Raw genomic sequence first — 23,552 nt, 5'->3', positions numbered from 1 at the left:
TCGGCGAAAATGGGGTATCTGTCGGTGTTCACCCTCCTGCGGTCGATTGTATTTTTATGCTTGAAGGAATTGCCGTTATTTTGATCACAACTTTTAGATTAAGAATTAGGAAAGCAGGCTCACTATGTCAGTCTGCTTTTTTGTTTACATCGACGATAAAGCAACTACTCGATTAGCCGGAATGTCCATCTCGGGTCGCTGACGGCTGTTATCATTATCGAGTAGCGTTCATCGTAAACGATTCTATCATCGTTGTGAACAATTCTATTACTGGCGTGACCTTTTACGATCTTGCCAGTCAATGATACAGAAATAAACTTCTGCTGGCCTCAACTTCCTGGTTGGGGCTTTTGTGTTTCTGGCTCACAACGTTCAACAATACGCCGTCTGTGGCTTTTCTGTGGCTTTCATTGTCACTCATTACAGCTGACGCCTGGCTCTGTCAGCCAATTTCCCTGTCAGATTGCCGCGCCAACTAATGGTAGACAATACATAAAATAACAGGGATTTGTAATGTTTCTTCTTCTCAATCGTCTTCGTACCAGTTACCAGCCACGTTGACCGAATCAGTTAACTTATTCCCCTGAAAAGTACAGATAATCAGTTGATTTAAGCATCTCCATCAGCGATGGAGGCATGTTTGATACAGGGTAAGGAGATGGCGGATTAACCTTTTTTAACTTATGATGCAACGTATTACAACATCCATCCATCCTTAACGCAACAAACGGGCAAGCATGAAACCGGGCCATTCTTTCCGTTCACGATCAACCTCTCAACTCCAACCCCACTAGCGACTCACCCCTACTAGGTCCGACGCCTACCCACTTTCATGAAACATCTTTTCACGCTGCTCCTGCTTGGCGTTGGGCTTTCCAGTGCCCTCTCTCAAGCCCTTCATCCAGGTAAACTAACCGGCTCCCTCACCGACTCAACGACGACAAAAGCCGTTCCTTTCGCCACAGTAGCCCTTATGGAGGGCGCTAAACTCGTTACCGGTACCACCACCGATGGCGCCGGTATGTTCGTCTTGCCGAATATTCCAATAGGTACGTATACACTCCTGCTGTCGTTTGTCGGTTACCGGACCAAATCCCTGCTCGTGACGTTGACAGCGGAGAAATTCACCCGCGAACTGGGAACGATCCTGATGAACACGGAAGGAAAAACGCTGGGCGAGGTAACTGTAGCGGGCCAAAAAGCGATGGTCGAAGATAAAGGGGATCGCTTGGTGTATAACGCCGAAAAAGACATTTCCAACGCGGGCGGCACGGCGGCTGACGTACTACGTAAAGTGCCCACGCTGAGCGTTGACCTGGATGGCAATGTTCAGATGCGGGGCAACGGTAATATCAAAGTACTCATCAACGGGAAGCCATCGGCTATGATGGCACGGAATCTGTCGGATGCGCTGCGACAAATGCCCGCCAATGTCATCAAATCCATCGAAGTGATCACAAGTCCCGGTGCGAAATACGATGCAGAAGGCTCGGCCGGGGTGATCAACATCATCACCAAAAAAGCACTTCAGGGATTCAACGGAACTGCTACGGTGACGGCTGGCACGATGAACCGGGGAGTCGGGACGAGCCTGAATCTGAAGAAAAAGAAATTTGGCCTTTCGCTCTCCGCCAACGGCTATCAGTTTCGTAACCAGCGAGAGAATCAATCGACGCGTACGGCACTGATGCCCAGTAGCGATGGGCCGAGTCAGCCACTTAGTATCCTGACACAGCAAAGTAGTGCTGATAATACCGGCACGGGTGGCTATGGAGAAATGAGTGTTGATTATGATCCCGACTCGACAAATCACGTCAATTTTGCCGCCAATGTCTGGGGTGGTTATTATCCCAACAACAGCAACGTAGTGAATCGGCTGACGAACCCCGCTGGGGAGGAATTGCAAGCCTTTCGGAATGACATCAGGTTTAGTAATCCTTATGGCAACGGCCAGCTCGATCTGGGCTACACCAAAACGTTTAAAAAACCAGGTCAGGAATTTTCAGTCCTGACTCAGTTTAGCCGCATGCCCGACAACTACGTTTACGATACAGACCGGTATTCAATGGCTGAACAATTGATCTATCGCCAGCATAGCAGCAACTACAGCAGCAATAAGGAATATACCTTTCAAACAGATTACACCCACCCCTTCACCATCAATGGCCGAAAAGACACCACCAATCTGAAACTTGAAATTGGGGTGAAAGGGATCTTGCGTGACATTGGCAGTGAATACCGGGTATCGCAGTCGCTCGATGGCCAGGGGGCTCTGGTGACTGATTCCACCCAGTCGAACGATTTCAATTATATCCAGAAGGTTTATTCGGCTTACACCGCCCTGCGAATTGACACGAAACGAAAATGGAATCTGAACGCCGGAGCCCGTATCGAACATACGGACATTCAGGGCGATTTCACGACAACCCAAACGAAACTGGCCAGTCAATATACTAACCTGATTCCCAGCGTTACGTTAGCCAAAACCCTTAAAACCCATACAGTCAAGGTTAGTTATACGCAACGCATTCAGCGGCCAATGGTCTGGTATCTGAATCCCTGGCTGAATCAGAGTGATCCAAAAAATATTCAGACGGGTAACCCCTACCTGAATCCTGAGCTAAGTCATGCTACCGAACTAGCCTACAGTGTCAGCACCAAAAATGGTTTATCGGTCAATACCGCTCTATACTGGCGGCTCACCAACAATGCCATTGACTATGTCTCGACCGTCGACGCAGCCGGGGTCTCGATTAACAAACCGCAGAATATTGCCCAGCGGAAAGCCTACGGACTGAACTTAAATTTAAGCAGTCAGCCGGTTAAAAACTGGAATCTCAACGGGGGCGGTGACATTCGCTACGTAGACCTGTTCAGTCCGGCACTCAATCAGGGAAATAATGGGCTGGTGTGGAACGTCAATCTAAACACCAGCTACAAACTACCCAATAATTTCACGCTACAGGCCAATGGCAATTTCAATTCAGGCTGGGTCAGTTTGCAAGGGACAAACACTGGCTTTTACTGGCATAGCATTTCGGCCAAACGGGAGTTTATGAACAAGCAGGCGAGTCTGACCTTAGGGCTGAACAACCCGTTCAATCGAGGAGTCGTGCAAACAAGCCAGCAATCGGCTCCAACCTTCGAATCGGAAGCCCGAAACTACTACATCCGCCGTTCTATAAGACTCTCGTTCGAATGGCGATTTGGGCAAATGAGCGCAGGTGGCGGTAAAAAAGGCAAGAAGATCAGCAATGACGACAAGGATGGTCGATAACTGATCGGTCTGATGTTGATTGAATCCATCGTGCGTCATATGTCGTATGTATGGGCTCAACGTCAACAACCCTGAATGAGCAAATTAAAGCTAACCCACAACAAAATAACCCCTCACAACCAGGCCGCCATTGTTCGCATATCTGGCCACAGCAACTACTCATATCTGCACATGAATGACGGAAAAGTCCATATATTCCCTTCCTCACTCGCTCAGTATGCCAGTCGATTACCTGATTTTATACGCATTCACAAACAGCATTTGGTCAACCCTAAATGCATCCAGACAGTGATCAAAATAGATTCCAGACAAGCCTACGTCACGTTGCTCTCGGGGGAGATATTGCCCATTGCCAAGCGAAGGATCAATCAGGTTCTGGATCAAATGATTCAGGAACTTGCCTACCGTAAAAATAATAGTACAGCTTGACGCAGCCAATTTGCTACCACGCTCGTATAGTGAGTATTAAGCACAGTTGGAGGTCAAAACGCCGGTTCTATGGACCGGCTGTTTTTTGTTACGACGGTAGAAAGAGGTGGTGAAAAATCAACCGTTTCACAAATGGTTGTAGCTTACCCGTAGCAAACACGTATCGTAATCACTTGACACCAAAAAAGCCCCGAAACGGGGCTTTTTTGATGGTTACTTTATATGGGCTACGTACACATTCAGAGCGTTTGCTCATCCATGAAAGAAATCTTTCATTTTATCGAAAAATCCTTTTTCGTTCTTATTGGGCTTAGGCTGGAAGTTGGGGGAGTTGCGTAACTTCTCCAGGATTGCCCGCTCTTCAGCCGACAATGCCTTGGGTGTCCAGACGTTCACGTGAACGAGTTCATCGCCCCGACCATAGCCATTTAGTTCTTTAATGCCTTTGCCTTTCAGGCGAAGAATTTTACCACTTTGCGTACCGGGATCGAGCGTGATACGTGCCTTGCCATCAATCGTAGGCACTTCGACACTGGTGCCAACGGCCGCATCGACAAAGTTGACATACAGATCAAACACTACGTTGTTGCCGTCACGTTTGAGGTCGGCATCTTCTTCTTCCTCGATCACAATCAGCAGATCACCCGCTACGCCCCCGCGCGGAGGTACGTTTCCTTTACTGCCAACCGACAATTGAATACCCTCGGCAACGCCAGCCGGAATTTTGATCGGAATAACATCTTCCTGCAAAACGCGCCCTTCGCCGAAACAGGCATCGCAACGATCGGTCACGATTTTACCTTCGCCATTACAGGTTGGGCAAGTGCTGGTCGACACCATCTGACCGAGCATCGTATTGACCACTTTGCGGGTTTGGCCAGTTCCCTGACACGTCGAGCAGGTCTGCACGGCGGTTCCATTTTTAGACCCATTGCCACCGCACGTATTACAGGTCACATGACGTTTAACCTTGATTTTCTTTTCAACGCCATTGGCCACTTCCTGCAAATTCAGTTTCAGTTTGATACGCAGATCGGAGCCACGACGAACGCGCTGCCGTCCACCGCCACCACCACCCTGACCCCGGAAGAAACTGCCAAATGGCGAATCGTCGCCAAAGACGTCGCCAAACTGACTGAAAATATCTTCCATCGACGGACCACCGGCCCCGTAGCCACCGCCTGCCGCACCAGCCATACCCGCATGACCGAACTGATCGTAGCGGGCCTTTTTCTGCGGGTCGTTCAGTACGTCATAAGCCTCGGCGGCTTCCTTAAATTTCTCTTCGGCGGTAGGATCGTCGGGGTTCTTATCCGGATGGTGTTTGATAGCCATCTTCCGATACGCCTTCTTTAAATCCTCCGCTGAGACGTTCTTGTCAACGCCCAGAATTTCGTAATAATCGCGCTTCGTTGCCATGTATAATGGTGTAGGATGTAGGGTATAGGATGTATGATTGGTGGTTACGTATCATACATCCTATACCCTACATCCTACATTTTTTTAGCTTCCTACAATCACTTTTGCGAACCGAATGACTTTGTCATTCAGATAATAACCTTTCTCAATTTCGTCGATGACCTTACCTTTCAGGTCATCGCTGGGGGCCGGAAACTGCGTAACAGATTCGTGCAGGTCAGCGTTAAACGGCTCGCCTTTCGACACCATTGGCTTAAGTCCTTTACCCTCCAGTGTTTTATATAACTTACTGTAGATCAATGAAACACCCTCTTTCAGAGCGACTACGTCGTCGGTTTGTTCGATGGACTGCATAGCCCGCTCGAAATCGTCGACAACCGGAATCAGCGCTTTCAACAAGCCTTCATTCGCATTGCTGATCAGATCAAGTTTTTCTTTGGCTGTACGCCGACGAAAATTGTCAAAATCAGCGTATAAACGGAGATATTTGTCTTTCAGTTCGGCCAGTTCGCTACCGATTTTTTCGGTTTCTGCCACAAAATCGTCGGCTTGAGGCACTTCTTCGGTTTCTTCAGCGGCTTCGCCACCATTTACCGTTACGGCCTCTTCGGTTGTCAGGTTGTCAGATTGTTGGGTATTCTCGGACGGCATTTCGTCTATGATGTCTTTATTTTCCATTGCTGAGCTTCTATTTCGCTTCCAGAAATTCATAGACAAAGATCGGCAAAAGACCGGCCAAAACCAGATTTCCTGACAAGTTGACACAATACCTGAACCCCGCTTGCCCTGGAGTTGGCAGTGTTTACCCGATTTACAGGATTTATATGCTGGAAAAATCTGTTATGTTCCTGTCATTCCGGCTTCCTATACCAACGTAAACATCACCTTTCGCATGCATGCCCCCGCCCGGCACTATACGCAACTCATTAAAGCCAAAGCTATTGAATTAGGCTTCGATTTTTGCGGTGTAGCCAAAGCCGATTTTCTGGAAGACGAAGCTCCTCGGTTGGAAACCTGGCTTAAAAACGGGATGCACGGCCAAATGAATTACATGGCCAACCATTTCGATAAACGTCTCGATCCGCGCTTATTGGTCGATGATGCCAAGTCGGTGATAACGGTTCTGCTGAATTATTACCCTGAACAAAAACTACCCGAAGGCGATGCCGATTACAAGCTATCGAAATACGCTTATGGTACAGATTATCACTTTGTTATCAAAGATAAACTGACCGATTTGCTGGCCTATATTCACGAAGAAATCGGCGAAGTTGGTGGACGGGCGTTTGTCGATTCCGCTCCTGTTATGGATAAAGCCTGGGCCAAACGGGCGGGTTTGGGCTGGGTTGGCAAGCATACGAACCTGATTAACCGCGAGATTGGCTCCTTCTTTTTTATTGGGGAGTTAATTCTTGATCTCGAACTGGAACCCGACGGTCCCATCACCGACTACTGCGGCACCTGTACGCGTTGCATCGATGCCTGCCCTACCGATGCCATTGTCGGACCCTACGTCGTGGATGGCAGCAAATGCATCTCTTACTTCACCATTGAACTGAAAGAGGCCATTCCCACGGAGGTTCAGGGAAAGTTTGACAACTGGATTTTCGGCTGCGACATCTGTCAGGATGTTTGTCCCTGGAATCGGTTTGCCCGCCCGCACCAAACGCCCGCCTTTGATCCACATCCTGAACTCACTACGTTAACGAACACGGATTGGGAAGAAATTACGGAAGATGTTTTCCGGGAAATCTTTCGGCGGTCGGCCGTGAAACGGACAAAGCTGGATGGTCTGAAACGGAACGTAGCGTTTGTAAAACCCAACGATTAGCTGTTGGCACTAAAAAACTTCCGTAATGCTTCACCGACTTGCCAAACGTCCTCAAAGGTATTGTATAAGGGCGTGGGAGCCAGCCGAATGCAGTCAGGCTCGCGCCAGTCACCAATAATTCCTTGCTCTGTCAGATAGGTAAATAAAGCCTTACCCTTTTTTCGTACTAGCAACGACAACTGGCAACCGCGTTGATTCGGATCGTCCGGCGTTAGCAGCTGAATCTCGTCAAAGGGCGTCAATACGTATTCCAGAAAGCCGGTTAGCTGTTCGCTTTTTTGCCGTAATGCCACAAGACCCGCTTCGACGGTTATAGAAATAGCCGCCCGGTGTAGCGCCAGGGCCAGAATGTTTGGTGTACTGACCTGCCAGCCATCAGCACCGGGAGCCGGTAAGAAACCGGGCGTCATGTCGAAACGTCGGTCTTCCCGATAGCCCCACCAGCCTGCCAGCCGGGGCAGGTTCTGATCGTGATGTTTCTGGTGCACAAACACCCCGGAAACTGCCCCAGGACCACCGTTCAGGTATTTATACGAACACCAGGTGGCAAAATCGACGTCCCAGTCATGAAGCCGTAGCGGTACATTGCCGATAGCATGGGCCAAGTCCAGACCAATGGGAATGCAATGCCGCTTAGCGGTTTCAGCGATGGCCGCCATGTTATAAACCTGTCCGGTGTAGTAATTCAGGCCGCTCATCCAGATCACGGCCAGCGAGTCAGCATGTTCAACGATAGCCTTCTGAATATCCGTTGTATGAATTAGCCCATCTTCCTGGGGAGCAATTTCAATAATTGTCGTTGCTACGTCCAGTCCATGCTGTTTAACCTGTGTTTCCAGCGCGTACTGATCCGATGGAAAATCGCCTTTGATGGTCAGAATCCTGAATTTTTTTTCGGTTGGTTTGTAGAAAGACGCTAACAGCAAATGAAGATTAACCGTCAGCGCATTCATCGGGCAAACCTCCGAGGGTTCTGATCCCACGATCTCAGCCAGGGCGTCTTTGCAGGTAGCGTGGTAGCTCAGCCAGGGTTGTTCTGCGGCTTCTGGCTGATCAAACCAGCCTTCTACGCCCAGATTCTGCCACGTATTGAGTTCCCGATTGATGGCATCCCGGGCTGTTTTGGGCTGCAATCCAAGGGAGTTCCCACATAGATAGATCAATGGTTGCCCATCCCGCTCAGGGATATGAAATCGGTCACGAAAATGACGTAGTGAATCTGTCTGGTCGAGTTGCTGAGCGAAGGCAAGGGAATTTTCGTAAATCATCGGAGGATGGGTCGTAATCGATAAATAGACTACGTTTTTGAGGTTGTTTTGTTTAAGACGTCGTAAGTCCTACTGTAAAGAAAAGGACTAATGATGGTGTATCATTAGTCCTTTAGAAGCTTTCGTTTGACCTCAACTTAACTATCTTTCAACGTAGCGAGGAAGCTGACTACGTCCCGAATTTCGCGTTTCGTCAACAGGTACCGCATTTCAGGCATACCCGATGGCGAATTGGTCCGTTTGGCAATCTGCGCTTTCGGAATAGCAATATCCGGCTTATCGCCCGCTTTGACTTTAACGTCGGTGGCCGTCTCGCCCTGCAAAATACCACTCACCGTTTTGCCATTTTTGAGCTTCAGCGTGACCGTGCCATATCCTGGTGCCAGTCGGGCACTTGGGTTAATCAAAGCCTCCAGCAGTTGTTCGCGGGTGAGTCGGCTAGCCACACCATTCAGTCGGGGACCGGCATCGCCACCCAGATCATCGTAGGAATGACACCGAATGCACTGTGCCGTCTGGTGACGGAAGAAAATGCGTCGGCCCAGGTCAGGTTCGCCCCCAATCAGACTCCCTTTAAATGAAGCCGCGACAGCATCGGGTGATAGTTTGGCCACCATCGCTTTGTAGCGACCGATCAATTGCGGAGAACGCGTACTATCAATGGCTTCTTCCAACTCCAGTTGAATTTCCGGGGCCAGACTGCCCGCCGACATTTTCGTCAGCAACTGATCGAAAACGGGCTGCGAATTTTTAACCGGCAATTTTCCCAGCGTAACCAGAGCCGCCTGCTTCTCTTCGGTAGTTCGTTTGGCGATTACATCCGACAGCAGCGACACCATCAGGTCTTTAGACATGTTCGTTTTGGCAACCAGATCAAGACCCGCTACGCGCACGCTTTTTTCGGAATCAGCCAGCGCCTTTTCAATCGCTTTGCTGATTTGCGGGTCGTTCATGGCAGCCAGGGAACGTAGTGCGGCTATTCGCACCGCTGGTTCTTTGTCCTCCGTCAAACGCGTAAACAGCGTCGCCGAACCCTCCGTCAGATTAAGTTTGCTGATGGCTTTAACGGCGCTCAATCGCAAAGGCAATTCGGAGCTTGACGCCATCTTTATATATAGATCGGCTGCTTTATTTTTCACCAGCATTGGATCGCGTTCAATGACGCCCCGATAGCGGCCATCCACCCGGTCCAGCACCGACGGTTTCGACCAGGTGCTGAGCGCTTCCAGTGCTTCGGCCCGCATCGCTACGGGGCTGCCCTCTTTCAGCGTGTAGTCGATCAGGTTTTGCATAGCTTCCGGCGTGCCAACCCGCAGATTGGCGTTGATGGCCCGACGAAGCAGGGGTTCGTTCGTAAACTTGGTCGTCTTCAATACGTTACCCAGCGCAGGCAACGCTTCGGGAATTGACAGGTCGTCGTTGATGCCACGAGCCGCTTCGGTGACGATAAATTCATCCTGATCGGCCAGAAATTTGGCGATGCCGGGGTTACTCATCCGCCGAAGGGCCACCACTGCCGCAATCCGAACCGCCCGCGACGGACTGGTCGACAAGGCTACGATTGGCTCTGCTTTTCCAATCCGCGCCAGGGCCAAACTTCCGGCGTGCCGCAGATACGCATCCGCATCTTTTTCGGCGTCCAGCATCTGGATAATCGGCTGAATGGCGGGTTCATAGGCAATACGTCCCAGGGCTTCGGCCGCAAAGAAACGAGTGCGGCTATTGGCATCTTTCAGCAATGGAATCAAAGCTGGACCAGCCTCTTTGTACCGTACGTCACCAATCCATTTGGCCGCCTGCGCCCGAATTTCCGGATCAGCGTCCTGCAACAGCGGCATCAGAAGCTGTGCGTGTTTCATATCCTGGCGAGCCAGTTGGCTGATGCCCCAGATACCATGCACCCGCGCTAACTGATTGTCGGTTTGTTTGATCGCTGCGGTAAATATGGGCATACTCGCTTCGCCCCGTTTCGCCAGTTCGAACTGCGCTTTCTGGCGAACGCGCATGTCCGGATTTTTCAATAACTCGCCCAAATCAGTTGGCTGGCGGCTACTGAAATTTTCGGCTAGCAGCGTTTTAGTACGTTGGCGATCCGCCCAGGCAGCGCCTTCTTTATCATCCAGTTTCCAGATGCGGCCATAATCTTTAGCGTCCCACCCGTTGATCCAGTCGGCAATGTACATGGACCCATCCGGGCCAAAATCAATGCCGGTAGCCAGTACGTTACCCAGAATCTTTTTCTGTTCGCCCAGCTCAAAAGACGCTCCTTTAGGTTTCAGCTTGAACGAATGAATGCCGGAGCGGGCGGGATTCCCCACAAACTCGGCAATGAAAAAAGTGTTTTTGTATTTAGGACTTAAGGCTGTGCCGGGGTTGTAGAGCATACCGGCGGGACCACTTACGAAGTTGGAAATGGTTGGTGTAATGTAGGCCGCCTGCCCGTCAAAGCGGGGCTTATACATCTGCTCGTCCATCCAGACTTTATATGTATTGTTGTTCGGATCGCGGTATTTCCCATACTGCCAGTTGCTGCGCCAGCCCGTATCCGAGCCATTCACAATGTATACCAGCCGCTCTTTCTCGCCCGGATGGTCGCCGTCGTTATCTTCGCTGATGAGGTTTCCGTACTCATCGAATACAAATTCGTGCGTGTTTCTGACACCCGAGGCAAACACTTCAAAATCACTGCCATCGGGATTGGATCGTACCACAACCCCACAGTTCGGGTATTCCCATTTCTTGCCATCGGGGCCTTTTCCATTGAATCCAATGTCGCCAATTTGCCAGTAGATTTTGCCGTCGGGGCCCATTTCTACGCCCGACATACCGTGCCCACCAAAGCCAACGTGAATACCGTAGCCGTGTGAGATCGACGTTTTTTCTTCGGCAATGCCATCGCCGTCCTTATCACGCATCCGCCACAGATCCGGGGCCACTGCTACGTACAGATCGTTACCGTTGATTAAAACACCGCCCGCTACGTCGGTCACTTCGTCATGAAAATCATCGACCACCAGCTGCGACAAATCAGCGACACCATCGCCGGAGGTATCTTCAATCCGGTAGATGTTTTCTTTCTCGACGGTCATATCTTTCCAATCGTGCGAGCCATCCCCATTGAGGTCTTTCAGCCACTCGTTTTTCTTGCTGTTTTCCGGCGAGAGCACATGGTGCAAAAAGGCCCGCTTGTCCTCAATGGTTTGTAGGCGATTCGATTCGATTTCCCAATCCTGATGACTGCGAATATCAAATTCAGAGTTTTTCTGCCGATTCGTGCGGGTGTAGTAGATACGTCCGTTGTCGTCGATATCGATGGCGATTGGATCAGCTACGAGGGAGTCTACGCCCCACAATTTAAGGGTAAGGCCTTCGGCTAGTTCCGGCGTTACGGTCGCTTCGATGGATTTCGCCAGAGCCGCGGCTTTTTCGGGAGCCATCCGTTTGATTCGCCGGTCGATGGGGTCTTTATCCGGCTGGTAAGCCACCAGGCACAGCATAGGAGCCAGCCCGCAGAGCCAGACGATCTTTTTGTTTATGGGCAATGATACACGCACTTTTTTCATGCAAAACGGCGATTAGGGCGTCAGTTTACTGAGTTACTACTTGATTGAGATGCCGACAAATAAGTCGTTAACGTAGCACATCGGCGTTGATACGTTAGTGGTAATGTAAGTAAGTTGGTAAGGCAATCCTACCTGCTTTTGTACAATATATTTTACAAAAATAGTCGATTGTGTCTTATGGACATATTCAATAACCACTAGATAAAAACATAGATGTATCTCTCAGCTAACGAATTGCATAACCTATTGATTAAAAGATATTTACCTACATTTATTATCATCCCAACAGCTACCAGCTATTTCGAGGCTACAAGCGGGTACTTGTTAATGTAAAATCAGTGGCTAAAAGGCATTTAACACGACGATGAAGACCTTTACAGTGATTCTATTGTTAGGAAGCTTACTGGCCAGTTGTCAGACCTTGGACGAGCTGACGACTAAGCCCATAGCTGCCTTTACGGTTTCTAACGATGGCTGCACAGCCGCCTGTACAATTTCCTTCATTAACAAGTCAACGGATGCGATCGCCTATCTGTGGGAGTTTAGCGACAATACGACATCTACCCTGGAAAATCCGACGAAGCAATTTACAGCGGCTGGTACATACACCGTTAAACTTACCGCCATCGGCAAAAATGCCAGCAACAGCACGCAACAGAAAATACTCATCAAAGCGACCCTCTCCTTTCCGGAACCAGAAACCGTTGCCGTGCCGGGAGGAACGTTTCAAATGGGCAGTATGAATGGGGATGACACCAAGCCGGTACAAAGCCAGCAGGTGACTGGTTTTCGAATCGGCAAGTACGAGATTACTGTTAAACAATTCCGGGACTTCTGCACGAATACAGGTCGAACTTTTCCGGCAACGCCACCTTCCTGGGATTGGGTCGATGACGCTCCCATCGTAAATGTAACCTGGTCTGACGCCAGCGCCTATTGTGAATGGTTGAGTCAAAAAACGGGAAAACAGTATCGACTGCCGACCGAAGTGGAATGGGAGTATGCGGCTCGGGGCGGTCAGGATTTTAAGTATTCTGGCAGTAATAATGCGGATGAAGTCGCCTGGAATTCGAATGGGTATTCGAGCAGTATGGCCACGGCACAGGTTGGCAAAAAGAAGCCGAACGCATACGGAGCCTACGATATGAGTGGCAATGTGGAGGAATGGTGTAGCAGTTATTATGGGGCTTATCCATTTAACGCACCGAATGGCCCGGCAACCGGGAGTACGCGTGTGTTACGTGGGGGATGGGGCATCTCCCTTGTTTCCTTTTGTGCCGTAATCAGCAGGCGCAATCTTCCCGAGACGAACAAATATTGGTGGACAGGTTTCCGGGTGGCTCAGAGTAACTAACAGGTTGTGTTCGATTATGGCTAATTCAATCACTGTTTTTTCCAGTTCACCAGGTTATCGCTGGTCAACGGATAGGCGACCCACTACTTTAGCAGTGTCCTTATCGGTAGCAATACCCCTCTTTAACCCAAACAACACATACTAATGAACACTAAACGTATTCTGTTCGCGACTATGCCCATGGATGGCCACCTCAACCCGCTAACGGGTCTGGCGGTTCATTTGAAAAATCAGGGACACGATGTTCGGTGGTATACCGGCCCGAGCTATGCCGACAAAATCCAGAAACTTGGCATTCCGTATTATCCGTATCAACAGGCGCAGGAAATCAATCAGTTGAATCTCGATACGGCCCTGCCCGAACGCCAGCACATTAAAGGCACCCTTGCCCGGCTACGGTTCGATATCAACAACCTATTTTTGCTACGTGCTCCAGAATTTACTGCCGATCTAACGGCCATCTACAAGGAGTGGTCGTACGATCTACTGGTTTGTGACCTGCTGTTTGTGGGTGGCCCTTTCATCAAGCAGTTGCTGAACGTACCGGTGGCGACTGTGGGCGTGGTGCCGTTAACCGAGACCTCCAAAGGATTGCCGCCGACCGGCTTAGGGCTGGTTCCCTCGAACAACATTTTCGGGCGGATGAAGCACAGCTTTTTGCGTTATCTAACCACTAACCACCTGTTCAAGTCCTGCACGGATTTGTATAATAAGCTCCTGGCCGATCACGGTTTACCACCAAGTCCCGATTCTGTATTCGATGCGTTCGTTCGCCAGCCCGACGTATTTCTACAAAGTGGCACACCCGGTTTTGAGTATAATCGCCCTAACAAAAGTGCCAATATTCGCTTCGTAGGGCCGATGTTGCCCTATAGCCAAAGCGTTCGAAATCCATTCAGGCAGGCAGTTTTAGCCAAGCAGTATAAACGGGTGGTACTCGTGACGCAGGGCACCGTTGAGCGCGATCCGGCCAAGATTATTCTGCCAACGCTGGAGGCCTTCAAAGACGACGAAAAAACGCTGGTGATTGCTACCACGGGCGGTTCACAGACGAAAGAACTACAGGCTCGCTATCCGCAGGCGAACATCATCATTGACGATTTTATTGACTTCAATTCGGTGATGCCTTATGCTGATGTCTACGTCACGAATGCGGGCTACGGCGGGGTTACGATGGCCATTCAAAACGGCCTGCCCATGGTAGCAGCGGGGGTTCATGAAGGCAAAAATGAGATTGCGGCCCGCGTCGGTTACTTTACCCTCGGCGTCAATCTGAAGACGGAAACCCCAACGGCAATTCAAATCCGGCAGGGTGTCGAACGGGTACTAACCGATCTACAATACAAGCGAAATGTGCAGAAGCTGGCAGATGAATTCCGTCAATATGACGCCAATACGTTGTGTGAGCAATACATTACGCCTTTACTGGAGAAATCAGAAGTGAATTTACAGCTAGCTTAGTAAAGACGCAAATATGCTTCTCCCTTCCCGGATGGTTATCTTTATTCGGAAATCAATACAAATTCCATTGTTTAGAATTTCACTTTAAACAATGGAATTTGCTATTTAGGGCAAGAGAAACGTAAGGCCAACAGCATGCTACTTGAATCCAAAGGAATAAAAATCAATAGATTCTATGTCCCGCCATTCACGCTGTCAGAAGGAGAATTGGTTGTCCTATTTCTGCCTAGTGGTGACCACTATTTTGATCTTCTAAAAAATCTTGCCTCTATTTTCAGTGGTCAAATAAAGCACAACAACGTAGTACTACACCAGCCCTTATCATTCGTGAAACACTATGAAGAAAGTGCGCTAAGGCGACTATTTTATCCTGTAACTGTTGGTGAGTATATAAAAAAGAACGCCAAACCTATCAACACTATCGCCAACCGTATATATGAGTTAGATTATATTACTCCTAAAACAAAAATCATTTCTTTAGCTGGGACACCTCGCAAACTCCTTTCGCTCTATTCAACTTTATCTTTTACCGACAATATTACATTTGATCTCCTTGGGATAGATCCCACAGGCGCAACCAAAGTCTATGAAGTGGTAAAGAATACTGTCCGAAAAAATGGAGCCGCAATCTTGCTTGATAACTTCGACGACATGAAAGATGACTGCACAAAGTTCATCACTCTTGAAGTTGAAGAAAACGACACCTATTCCAGCTCCGACATTCTCTAATCATGAGGTACGTAGTACAACAAATCCCCGCTCAGCGCTGAGCGGGGATTTGTTTTTATCAAAGCGACCGAATAGGCGATCTCTTGTATCGCTTTGGCCAATACGTTCTATCTTACAGCTCGGCACCTTCGAGCGTGTTACCTTTCAACCCATTACAATGCTGGCACATAGGCTGGTAATTCGTTAGGGAACTGGCTCCCCCTCTGGATTTTGGGATAATATGGTCAATCGTCATGAGGACGAAATTGGCTGTATACAGATCGACATGATACCCATCTCCCCGGTCGACGGACTTTAGCAGGTAAACACCGTCGACACCACAGCGCACGCAGGCCGTTCCTTTTTTGGCAAATACCTGTAAGCGCCGGTGATTGTTATACTTGGTATATAAAAGGTCGAAATCCAGTTTCTTTAGAATCCGGTTTCCATTTAATGTATGTGGTAAGTTCATAGAATGCGTTGGCTTAATAGCGCCAGCTTTTCAAATCAGCACCCTGAGGGGCCGACTCTTCGATGCGTTTCATGATTTTGTCTACGTACATGGTGTTGTAACGCAGGCGACTGATATAATTTGGTTGCGTAGGATCTCCGTTCCAGCAGTGTTCGGCACGGTCGCCGTAAGCTACTTCGCTATTGGCTGTTGGATTCTGCACGCTCTTCAGAAAATCCTCCATCAGATAAACCGCGTTGTTGAGATAATAGTTGTCCATATCACCGCAGTAAATATGAATCTTACCCGCCACTTTCGGACCAAGCGTTTTCCAGTCACGCCGAAGAATATGCATGAGATCGTAATGCTCACGCCAATAGTTCGCCACAGTGGTATCAATCTCGCCGGTGAGTTTATTCCAGATCCGTTTCGGATAGCCATCCGCCCCAACGGGTGAATATACAGCCTCCCAGATATCGAATTGATCCCCCGATCGGCTGTGTGTACCAAGGGCGAGTTCGCGGTGATTAGATTCCTCAACGGTACATTTCACCTGACCAAGGTAATTTCGCTGTCCAGGCCTTGGTGTCCGGCGGAATGGCCCTTCGGCGTAGTAGGCATTCCTGTCTTTATAGAGATTGAAATTCGTGTAGGCATCAAACGTAATAGGGTCGGGACAGGCGGCAAAACAGCCGTTGAACTCGTCGGGATACAACACCTGAACCGCCAGCGCTTCCCAGCCGCCCGTTGAACCACCATACGTAAAACGCGCCCAGCCCTGGCCAATCCCCCGGAACTGGTTTTCGATTTCGGGCAGGAGTTCATACATAATGGCGTCGCCATACGGACCGAGATTTTCGGAGTTGACGGCGTAGGAATCATCGTAATAGGGATTCGCGTGTTGAATTTCAACGATCAGCATGCGGGGAAAATCCTTGCTGGTCCATTTCTTGTAGAAATCATAGGCTTCCTGCGCCACAATCTTCTTGTAGCCGTGGAGTTTGAACCGCTCTATGTAGTCGGTCGTATCCATGTTGGCAGGTGGTGGTGTTTCGCTGAATCCACCGAAATCATCAGGAAAATGTCCGTGATAAATGCAGAGCGGAAAATGCGCGTCGGGGTGCTCATCAAACCCGGCAGGTAGCAGTACGTGTGCCCCAATGAACATCGGTCGCCCCCAGAATTCGGTCAGGCGTTTGCTCTGAATTCTGATGTGCTTGACAAACTTCGTGTCTTTCGGTATCGGAAGAACAGGATTTTCCTGATCCATCACGACCGCAAAGGATTGACCTCCGCCCGCTTTGATAGTGATTTTCTGTGGTTTGCTGAACAGATTACCCGGAGCCGTTCGCCAGTTCTGGCCTTCACCCCGATCCATTGGCAACTTAACCGTGTGCCCATCGCTCCGTTTAAAGGTTTCGTATTTGTGCAACACCGCCTGCACGTAGTAGTCGCCGGGAGCGATGTTTTTCAGGCTACGTTTTGGATAGCCAAAGGCATTGGCATCGACGGTTGCCGGCTGACCGGGCCTGAGTTCATTCACATCGACGCCAAACAGCTGGGCCGTTTCAACGGCATCGCTCACCTGCGAGCGTGGTTCCGGCCTATTGGTTTTTGCCAGAATCAGCAGCACGCGCCCATCAAGTGGTTTGACCGATTTAGCCGATGGGAACGTAACGGAGAAAGTAGGCGACTGCGAGTGGGCAGCCGTGGATAGCAACCCCAGCAAAATGAGTAGTTGGTATTTCATAGAGGAAGTCAGGTTGTTGAACAGCAGGTAATATACTGATTTTGACGATTCTCAACGCTTATCTGACCGATAAATAAGTAACCTGTCCATTGCCACAATTAAAGCCCAAACCAAGATTTTTTTTGAATAGGTATGTACTGATTTAGCAAAATAATCATCACTAATTTATTGATAATCAATCTATATCTAAAAAAGTATGATCATGAAAATCCGCTATCCTGTACGCATCCGGCAGGCCTGTCTGATGCTGGTTCTCTTCGCCATGCAGAGTTGTTATCATTACCGCATTACAACGTCGAAATTCGATCCATCGACAGGCTACCAAAGGAAAACAGCCCACTCGTTTTTTTGGGGCCTTGTTCAGCAGAATGTCGTCGCCACCAATTGCGATTCGCTCAATCTGAAAAGTATAGATGAAGTTCGGATAACGACCAATCTCGGCTATTCTGTACTCACCGTTGCTACGCTGGGCATCTGGAGCCCCGTGCAGGTTGAATGGAAATGTCCCAAACCATGTCCCCGCGAAGGCGAATTATAACAACACCCCGTTCCTCCCCCGACTATGATTATTCACCCTACCAATCAAAAAAAATGGTCGCCCCGGCATGAAACCTTCGTGCAGGACATTCACAATCTTTTCGATCTGGCCAACGACGAAACTGATAATATCGTCGACGATTATAACGCTACTACCGCTGGTGTTCAAAAACTTCTTCAGGAGGCTATCCAGAAAAATCTGCGCCTGCGGGTTGTTGGTGGCGAGTGGTCATTTACGGAAATTACAGCTACCGATGGCATTATTCTCAACACGAAACCGCTCAATATCACCCTGAAAATTACGGATGGCAACGTCCATTCAGCCTACGCTAAAACAGCCGATGATCTTTATTTTTCGCAGTGTGGTGTGTCTGTTCAGGAACTGACGGACAGGCTCCGGAAACGGAAGCGGTCACTCATGACATCGGGGGCCAGCAATGGGCAAACCATCGCCGGAGCTTTGTCGACCGGTACGCATGGATCGGCCTATAAGATCGGGGCCATTCCGGAGTTTGTCGTGGGGTTGCATCTTATAGTAAGTCCCACCCGACACGTATGGCTCGAACGAAAATCGTACCCCGTCGTTTCCAATTCGTTTCTCCAGAAAATAGGCGCTGAACCTGTCCGTGACGATGATTTGTTTAAAGCCGCTCTGGTGAGTTTTGGCAGTTTCGGTTTTATCCACGGCGTTATGATCGAAACGGTGCCGCTTTTTCTTTATGAAACGTACCGGCGACGGATGCCCATTGATGCCGTTCTTGAGGAGAGCATGAAAACGCTTGATTTCACCCATTTGCCGTTACCGTATACGGATGAAGATCCTTACCATTTTCAGGTGGTTATCAACCCATACGACCTCAGTGAAGGAGCTTATGTGACAACCATGTATAAGCGCGACTACACCAATGACTACCCACGCTCATCCATTAGCCCACCGGGTGTGGCACCCGGCGACGATGCGCCAAGCTTTATCGGGGGACTAACCCAGGTCATTCCGGCGGTTGTTCCGGTGGTTGTCAATGCGCTTACCAAACAACAATATCCCGTTTATGAAAAGGTTTTCGGCACGCATGGAGAAATCTTTTCGAGCACCAGTTTTCATGGTAAGTTACTCAGTGCTGCCGTTAGTATTCCATCGGATAAGGTGTCGGATGTGATCAGTTTATTACTGGCACATAACGACACAAATGGGCCATTTACCGGAGTTTTTGCATTTCGATACGTCAAAGGAACCGATGCAACTCTGGGTTTCACTAAATTTCCGAAGACCTGTGTGCTCGAATTAGACGGCATTTTTTCGGACAAAACGACTACCTTCTGCACTACGTTCTGGGACAAATTAGAAGCCGCCGGGATTCCGTTTGCATTTCATTGGGGCAAGATGCTTAGCTTAACTAAAGCCCGGTTATGGACTATGTATTCCTCTGCCAGCGTAGAGGCCTGGATAAGAGCCCGAAACACACTGATGAAGGATAAAAATTGCCTTGATCTGTTCACGAACGACGTCATGAAACAGTGGGGACTGGACACTATTTTGCCCACTACGTAACGCCGTTCGCATTTATTGATACACCCGCACGTAATCAACTTCCATGCGTTGCGGCCAGATGGTTTCGTCGACGCCTTTTTGTCCGCCCCAGTTTCCACCAACGGCTACGTTCAGGATCAGGTAAAACGGATGATCGAACGGCCACTCGGCTTCGGTGCTGCCCAGCGCTGACTTCTGAACGCTATAATATTTCTGATCGTCCACGAAGAAGTCGATCTGGTCAGCAGTCCACTCGATGGCGTAGAGATGGAAGGCCGTCGTTACGTCCTTAACAGTAACAGCCTTCCCCTTTTCGGTTTTCTTGCTGTGGTTGTAGGCTTCGGTATGAACGGTGCCATGAACAACGCCCTCATCAAAACCGACGTGCTCCATGATGTCGATTTCGCCAGCTTTAGGCCAGCCTGCCGTTGGTATGTTCTTGCCCAGCATCCAGACGGCTGGCCAGGTACCCACGCCTTTCGGCAGTTTGGCCATGGCTTCGATGCGCCCGTAGGTCCAGTCGTTTTTACCTTTCGTCAACAGGCGAGCCGAGGTATAGTTTTTGCCCTGATACGCTTCCTTTCGCGCTTCAATAATGAGTTTGCCATTTTCGACACGGGCGTTTTCACTACGTCGGGAGGTGTAGAATTGCAGCTCATTATTTCCCCAGCCATTTCCACCAACTTCATACCCCCACTTTGTTGAATCGGGCAGGCCAGCCTTATCAAACTCATCGGCCCAAACAAGTTTGCGAGGTGGTGGAACTATACTACGCTGATTTTGTAACGATACGTCAACATCGTTGCCAGCAAGGATGGCCAGAAGAGTCAGCAATTTTATGACAACAAAGCTTTTCATACGTTCAGAATATACTCGTCAACAGGTGGCGCAGAGCTGGTTTCAACGGCATTGATGCTCGTCTAAAAAACGATTCCGTTTACATTTAACCCCAATCGTTGTTTGTATCAGTTGTGGTCCTTCTTACAGGCTGGGAATAAAGATATCAAAATTGTTTTGATACATTAAGAAGTAGACTCTGTAGATCCTGAACGATGAGTCGAACTTCCGATTGGAGTTGATTAAGCATTTCAGCGCGCGTAAAGAGATTATCAGCTCTATAATCGCCTTCGGCCGCGAAATACAGCTGTACTTCCTGAGCTGATGTACCGTCTAAAGTATAGTCCACCCAGCGTTGACGGGTATTAAAACTGATCGAGTGCTGACCCCCATAGCTGAATGACTTTTCAGTAAGCATGTACCACACGAAAGGAGGATAAACCGTTGACCGTTGGTGCTGATTCCAAATGTCAGTCAATAAATTGCGCTGGTCCACCAGGTGAATGGTGCGCTTCGATGCAAACGCAGCTTTACCCGCCATGAAGGCACTTATAGCCCCTCCTCCAATACTTACTGTTTTACTGGGCGTATCCGATTGGATGAAAGCGGTGGCCACTGTCGTTAGGGCTCCGACAACCACAGAAAATACCGTTTGCTGCTGGATGCGTTTGCTATCCATTTGCTGTAAATAGGTGGCCAGACGGCTAGCCCGCTCGGCCTCACAATCAAGTTCAGCGGCTATGCTTGACATCTGCATGGAGGCTAACACAATTCGATTATTAATTTGTTGCCGTTTAGCCGAGAACTCTAGATCATTGCTTTCACGGTTTACCGTTTTAAGTATAATGAATTCATGCAGTGTAGGCAGAATACCGGCAGCATTAGCGACGAGCAAATCATGGCTCGAAAACCGATTCGTTAGACTTGTATCCTTTTGGATAACATCCTGAAAATCAGGAATAGGCAGATAAGTTGAATCGTAATCAAGCCTGAACGCTGGTTCGCAATATCTTTTTTGCTGGCTTATGGCCTTCAGGTTTGATTTGAGTGACTGGCATGATGTCAACAGCAGGCTGGCCAGTAAGAGTATGGTAGCCGTCGAACGCATGATGTATTCAGCGAATTAGGTGAATTTACGTATGGTTGCTGATACAAATCTATATTGGGTAAGGGGTTTATTGTGGTATAAATCAACGGTCTTCCAGTAAAAAGAGCGGGTTGCCTATCGCCATCATGATCACGAAAAAGCTTATTATCGTATCGACCAGTTAACTTAAACGTATTAAAAACGCTTTACTGATTTTATCCTGAAACAGCGTCATTTACCAAACGCCCAGGTCAGGAAATCGGGCATGATCTGGCTCCAGGTTTCCTGATTGTGCTTGCCGCCTTTGATTTCTACGTACCGGATGTTGTGCTGCTGACCGTTTTCGTCGCGCTGGTAGCCTTTCTTGACGAGTTCGCTAATCAGGTCGAGGGTATCGTCAATGGAATCGATGATGCCGTTGTTATTGCGGTCGCTGGTTTCGTCGTCGGTGCCCGTTTCAAACCAGAATTTGAGGTGTTTATGATACGTTCCTTTACGAACCTGATCGTGCATGATCCGGTCCGTTTCATCCTGGTAGCCAGCTTCCGTGCTTTTACTGCGCCACCAGAACGATCCCGAAAATACACCTGCCCGACTGAAGCGTTCGGGATGGTGAAATACGATATCGAAGGCCGACAGTCCGCCCAGTGAAAAACCGGCAAAAATCGATTGAGCTGGATCGGAACTGACGCGGTAATGCTTTTTGATGTATGGCAGGAGTTCGGTTAGCACAAAATCGGTGTACAGACCGGCCTTGCTGCCCCGGTTCATATAGTCGGCCTGGGCAGCCGTTCCGTACTCCTGAATCCGGTCGCCCGCGTGGATAGCCACCAGCACAAACGGCTTTACTGCCTTATTTTCGTACAAGGAATCCAGAACGGCGGTCATGTGTAAGCGACCCAAATCCTGGCCGTCATTCAGGTACAGAACGGGCAGGGTTCCCTGCGGATGAGTAGCACCCGACTTCTCATAACCGGGCGGTAGTATAATGTCTAAATGAACCGTTCGATTGAGTGGCACGGAGACTAATGAATCATCATGCCGAACCGTTACGGTGGGTGGGTCGGCGCTGGTAAGGGCCGGTAAATAGTCAGCCATAAGCGCAAAAGATAGAAAAAGTAGACAACGCATAAAGGTGCAAAATAGGCTTTTTTTTCGGGTTGGAACCGTCTCCGTTTTGTCGATACCAGCTATTTCTTCTATTTTCATCCAAAATTTACATCGTTCGCAGGGCTTTTGCAGTACGTAGTGTTATGGGTTCCAGGGTCGTTAATTCGATCGCAGCACGACTCGATAACAAAGCCCTGGCGCACTAAAACAAATACAACCTTGCAGGAAGACTATCGTAAATGGTATTCGCACCACCTTGGTCGCGACATCGAGATGCTGGTTTACGGCAACTGGGGTTATCCAGTTCTGCTGTTTCCCACCTCCATGGGACATTATTATGAATACAAAGACTTTGGTCTGACCGAAACGGCGCGCTGGTTCGTTGAGACGGGTAAAGTCAAACTGTATTGCATCGACAGCATTGACCGCGATAGCTGGTATGCCAAGCATCTTCACCCTGGCACGCGCATCTGGAACCATGTGCTTTACGACCGCTTTTTGCACGAGGAATTAGTACCCGGTATTCAGCGCGAGTGCAGTGTCCAGAAAATTGGCGTATCGGGCGCTTCCTTCGGTGGGTATCATGCGTTGAACTTCGCCTTCCGGCATCCCGAACAGGTTGGCCATCTGCTCACGATGGGCGCAGCCTTTAACATTCGGTCGTTTCTGGGTGATTACTACGACGATAATGTGTACTATAATAACCCGCCCGATTTCCTCCCGAATGCGCAGAACGACGAATTCTACCGGATGAATATCGTGCTGGGTACATCGCAGTATGATTTCTGCAAAGATGCTAACTATCAGATGTCCGGCATTTTGAGTCGCAAAGGCATCCCGCATAAACTCGACGTTACGCCCTGGGGTAATCATGACTGGCCCGTCTGGAAAGATCAGTTCCCACGGTATCTGAGTATGATTTAAGTAGAGCGGCCGGAAGGC

The 23,552-nt window shown here is 49.1% G+C and carries 18 protein-coding genes; 9 read left to right on the top strand and 9 right to left on the bottom strand.

What is annotated here, in order from left to right; genetic code table 11:
- The first annotated feature begins 832 nt into the window (after positions 1–832).
- Together ACYVEA_RS31320 and ACYVEA_RS31315 are read left to right on the top strand one after the other, a co-directional pair.
- Positions 833–3,277 (top strand): TonB-dependent receptor, encoded by a 2,445-nt coding sequence (locus ACYVEA_RS31320; RefSeq protein WP_461117311.1) that lies wholly within the window; start codon positions 833–835, stop codon positions 3,275–3,277.
- Between the two features lie 75 nt (positions 3,278–3,352).
- Positions 3,353–3,706 (top strand): LytR/AlgR family response regulator transcription factor, encoded by a 354-nt coding sequence (locus tag ACYVEA_RS31315; RefSeq protein WP_461117310.1) that lies wholly within the window; start codon positions 3,353–3,355, stop codon positions 3,704–3,706.
- Between the two features lie 252 nt (positions 3,707–3,958).
- Here ACYVEA_RS31315 and dnaJ read toward each other — a convergent pair whose 3' ends face one another.
- Positions 3,959–5,125: a molecular chaperone DnaJ gene (dnaJ, locus tag ACYVEA_RS31310; protein ID WP_461117309.1), complete on the bottom strand. Its 1,167-nt coding sequence runs from the start codon at positions 5,123–5,125 to the stop codon at positions 3,959–3,961.
- A gap of 84 nt (positions 5,126–5,209) precedes the next feature.
- A complete protein-coding gene (locus ACYVEA_RS31305; protein WP_461117308.1) occupies positions 5,210–5,803 on the bottom strand; it encodes a nucleotide exchange factor GrpE in 594 nt (197 codons plus the stop codon).
- Between the two features lie 214 nt (positions 5,804–6,017).
- On the opposite strand from ACYVEA_RS31305, the gene queG reads away from it, so the two are divergent.
- Positions 6,018–6,956 (top strand): tRNA epoxyqueuosine(34) reductase QueG, encoded by a 939-nt coding sequence (gene queG, locus ACYVEA_RS31300; protein ID WP_461117397.1) that lies wholly within the window; start codon positions 6,018–6,020, stop codon positions 6,954–6,956.
- On the opposite strand, the gene kynU is transcribed toward queG, so the two are convergent.
- Both kynU and ACYVEA_RS31290 read right to left on the bottom strand, forming a co-directional pair.
- Positions 6,953–8,224, bottom strand: a complete 1,272-nt coding sequence (gene kynU, locus ACYVEA_RS31295; protein ID WP_461117307.1) for a kynureninase — start codon at positions 8,222–8,224, stop codon at positions 6,953–6,955. The genes queG and kynU overlap by 4 nt on opposite strands.
- Positions 8,225–8,361: 137 nt before the next feature.
- The gene (locus tag ACYVEA_RS31290) at positions 8,362–11,787 is read right to left on the bottom strand and encodes a HEAT repeat domain-containing protein (RefSeq protein WP_461117306.1); all 3,426 of its coding nucleotides are present in this window, start codon (positions 11,785–11,787) and stop codon (positions 8,362–8,364) included.
- Between the two features lie 364 nt (positions 11,788–12,151).
- Here ACYVEA_RS31290 and ACYVEA_RS31285 point away from each other — a divergent pair, with 364 nt between their 5' ends.
- The 3 genes from ACYVEA_RS31285 to ACYVEA_RS31275 all read left to right on the top strand — a co-directional run bounded on the left by ACYVEA_RS31285 (position 12,152) and on the right by ACYVEA_RS31275 (position 15,331).
- Positions 12,152–13,141 carry an SUMF1/EgtB/PvdO family nonheme iron enzyme gene (locus tag ACYVEA_RS31285; protein WP_461117305.1) on the top strand — a complete coding sequence of 330 codons (990 nt, stop codon included), beginning with the start codon at positions 12,152–12,154 and terminating at the stop codon, positions 13,139–13,141.
- 144 nt (positions 13,142–13,285) lie between these two features.
- Positions 13,286–14,602 carry a glycosyltransferase gene (locus ACYVEA_RS31280; protein ID WP_461117304.1) on the top strand — a complete coding sequence of 439 codons (1,317 nt, stop codon included), beginning with the start codon at positions 13,286–13,288 and terminating at the stop codon, positions 14,600–14,602.
- A gap of 135 nt (positions 14,603–14,737) precedes the next feature.
- Positions 14,738–15,331 (top strand): hypothetical protein, encoded by a 594-nt coding sequence (locus ACYVEA_RS31275; RefSeq protein WP_461117303.1) that lies wholly within the window; start codon positions 14,738–14,740, stop codon positions 15,329–15,331.
- Positions 15,332–15,443: 112 nt separating this feature from the next.
- On the opposite strand, the gene ACYVEA_RS31270 is transcribed toward ACYVEA_RS31275, so the two are convergent.
- Positions 15,444–15,782: an HNH endonuclease gene (locus ACYVEA_RS31270; RefSeq protein ID WP_461117302.1), complete on the bottom strand. Its 339-nt coding sequence runs from the start codon at positions 15,780–15,782 to the stop codon at positions 15,444–15,446.
- Positions 15,783–15,795: 13 nt separating this feature from the next.
- Positions 15,796–17,511 (bottom strand): alpha/beta hydrolase, encoded by a 1,716-nt coding sequence (locus ACYVEA_RS31265; protein WP_461117301.1) that lies wholly within the window; start codon positions 17,509–17,511, stop codon positions 15,796–15,798.
- 202 nt (positions 17,512–17,713) lie between these two features.
- On the opposite strand from ACYVEA_RS31265, the gene ACYVEA_RS31260 reads away from it, so the two are divergent.
- Together ACYVEA_RS31260 and ACYVEA_RS31255 are read left to right on the top strand one after the other, a co-directional pair.
- Positions 17,714–18,049: a Bor/Iss family lipoprotein gene (locus ACYVEA_RS31260; protein WP_461117300.1), complete on the top strand. Its 336-nt coding sequence runs from the start codon at positions 17,714–17,716 to the stop codon at positions 18,047–18,049.
- A gap of 24 nt (positions 18,050–18,073) precedes the next feature.
- The gene (locus ACYVEA_RS31255; RefSeq protein ID WP_461117299.1) at positions 18,074–19,597 is read left to right on the top strand and encodes an FAD-binding protein; all 1,524 of its coding nucleotides are present in this window, start codon (positions 18,074–18,076) and stop codon (positions 19,595–19,597) included.
- A 12-nt stretch (positions 19,598–19,609) separates the two neighbouring features.
- Here the strand turns inward: ACYVEA_RS31255 and ACYVEA_RS31250 are convergent, their stop codons facing one another.
- The 3 genes from ACYVEA_RS31250 to ACYVEA_RS31240 form a co-directional block, all read right to left on the bottom strand.
- Positions 19,610–20,434: a glycoside hydrolase family 16 protein gene (locus ACYVEA_RS31250; RefSeq protein WP_461117298.1), complete on the bottom strand. Its 825-nt coding sequence runs from the start codon at positions 20,432–20,434 to the stop codon at positions 19,610–19,612.
- A gap of 145 nt (positions 20,435–20,579) precedes the next feature.
- A complete protein-coding gene (locus ACYVEA_RS31245) occupies positions 20,580–21,521 on the bottom strand; it encodes a hypothetical protein (protein ID WP_461117297.1) in 942 nt (313 codons plus the stop codon).
- A gap of 210 nt (positions 21,522–21,731) precedes the next feature.
- Complete coding sequence (locus ACYVEA_RS31240) at positions 21,732–22,598, bottom strand: alpha/beta hydrolase (RefSeq protein WP_461117296.1); 867 nt, start codon at positions 22,596–22,598, stop codon at positions 21,732–21,734.
- Positions 22,599–22,829: 231 nt separating this feature from the next.
- Here ACYVEA_RS31240 and ACYVEA_RS31235 point away from each other — a divergent pair, with 231 nt between their 5' ends.
- On the top strand, positions 22,830–23,534 hold the full coding sequence (locus tag ACYVEA_RS31235) for an esterase family protein (protein WP_461117295.1): 705 nt from the start codon (positions 22,830–22,832) through the stop codon (positions 23,532–23,534).
- Positions 23,535–23,552 lie beyond the last annotated feature (18 nt).

Source organism: Spirosoma jeollabukense (genome assembly GCF_054777855.1).
The sequence above is the reverse complement of the archived record's forward strand: the minus strand, read 5'-3'. Positions and strand labels throughout refer to the sequence as shown.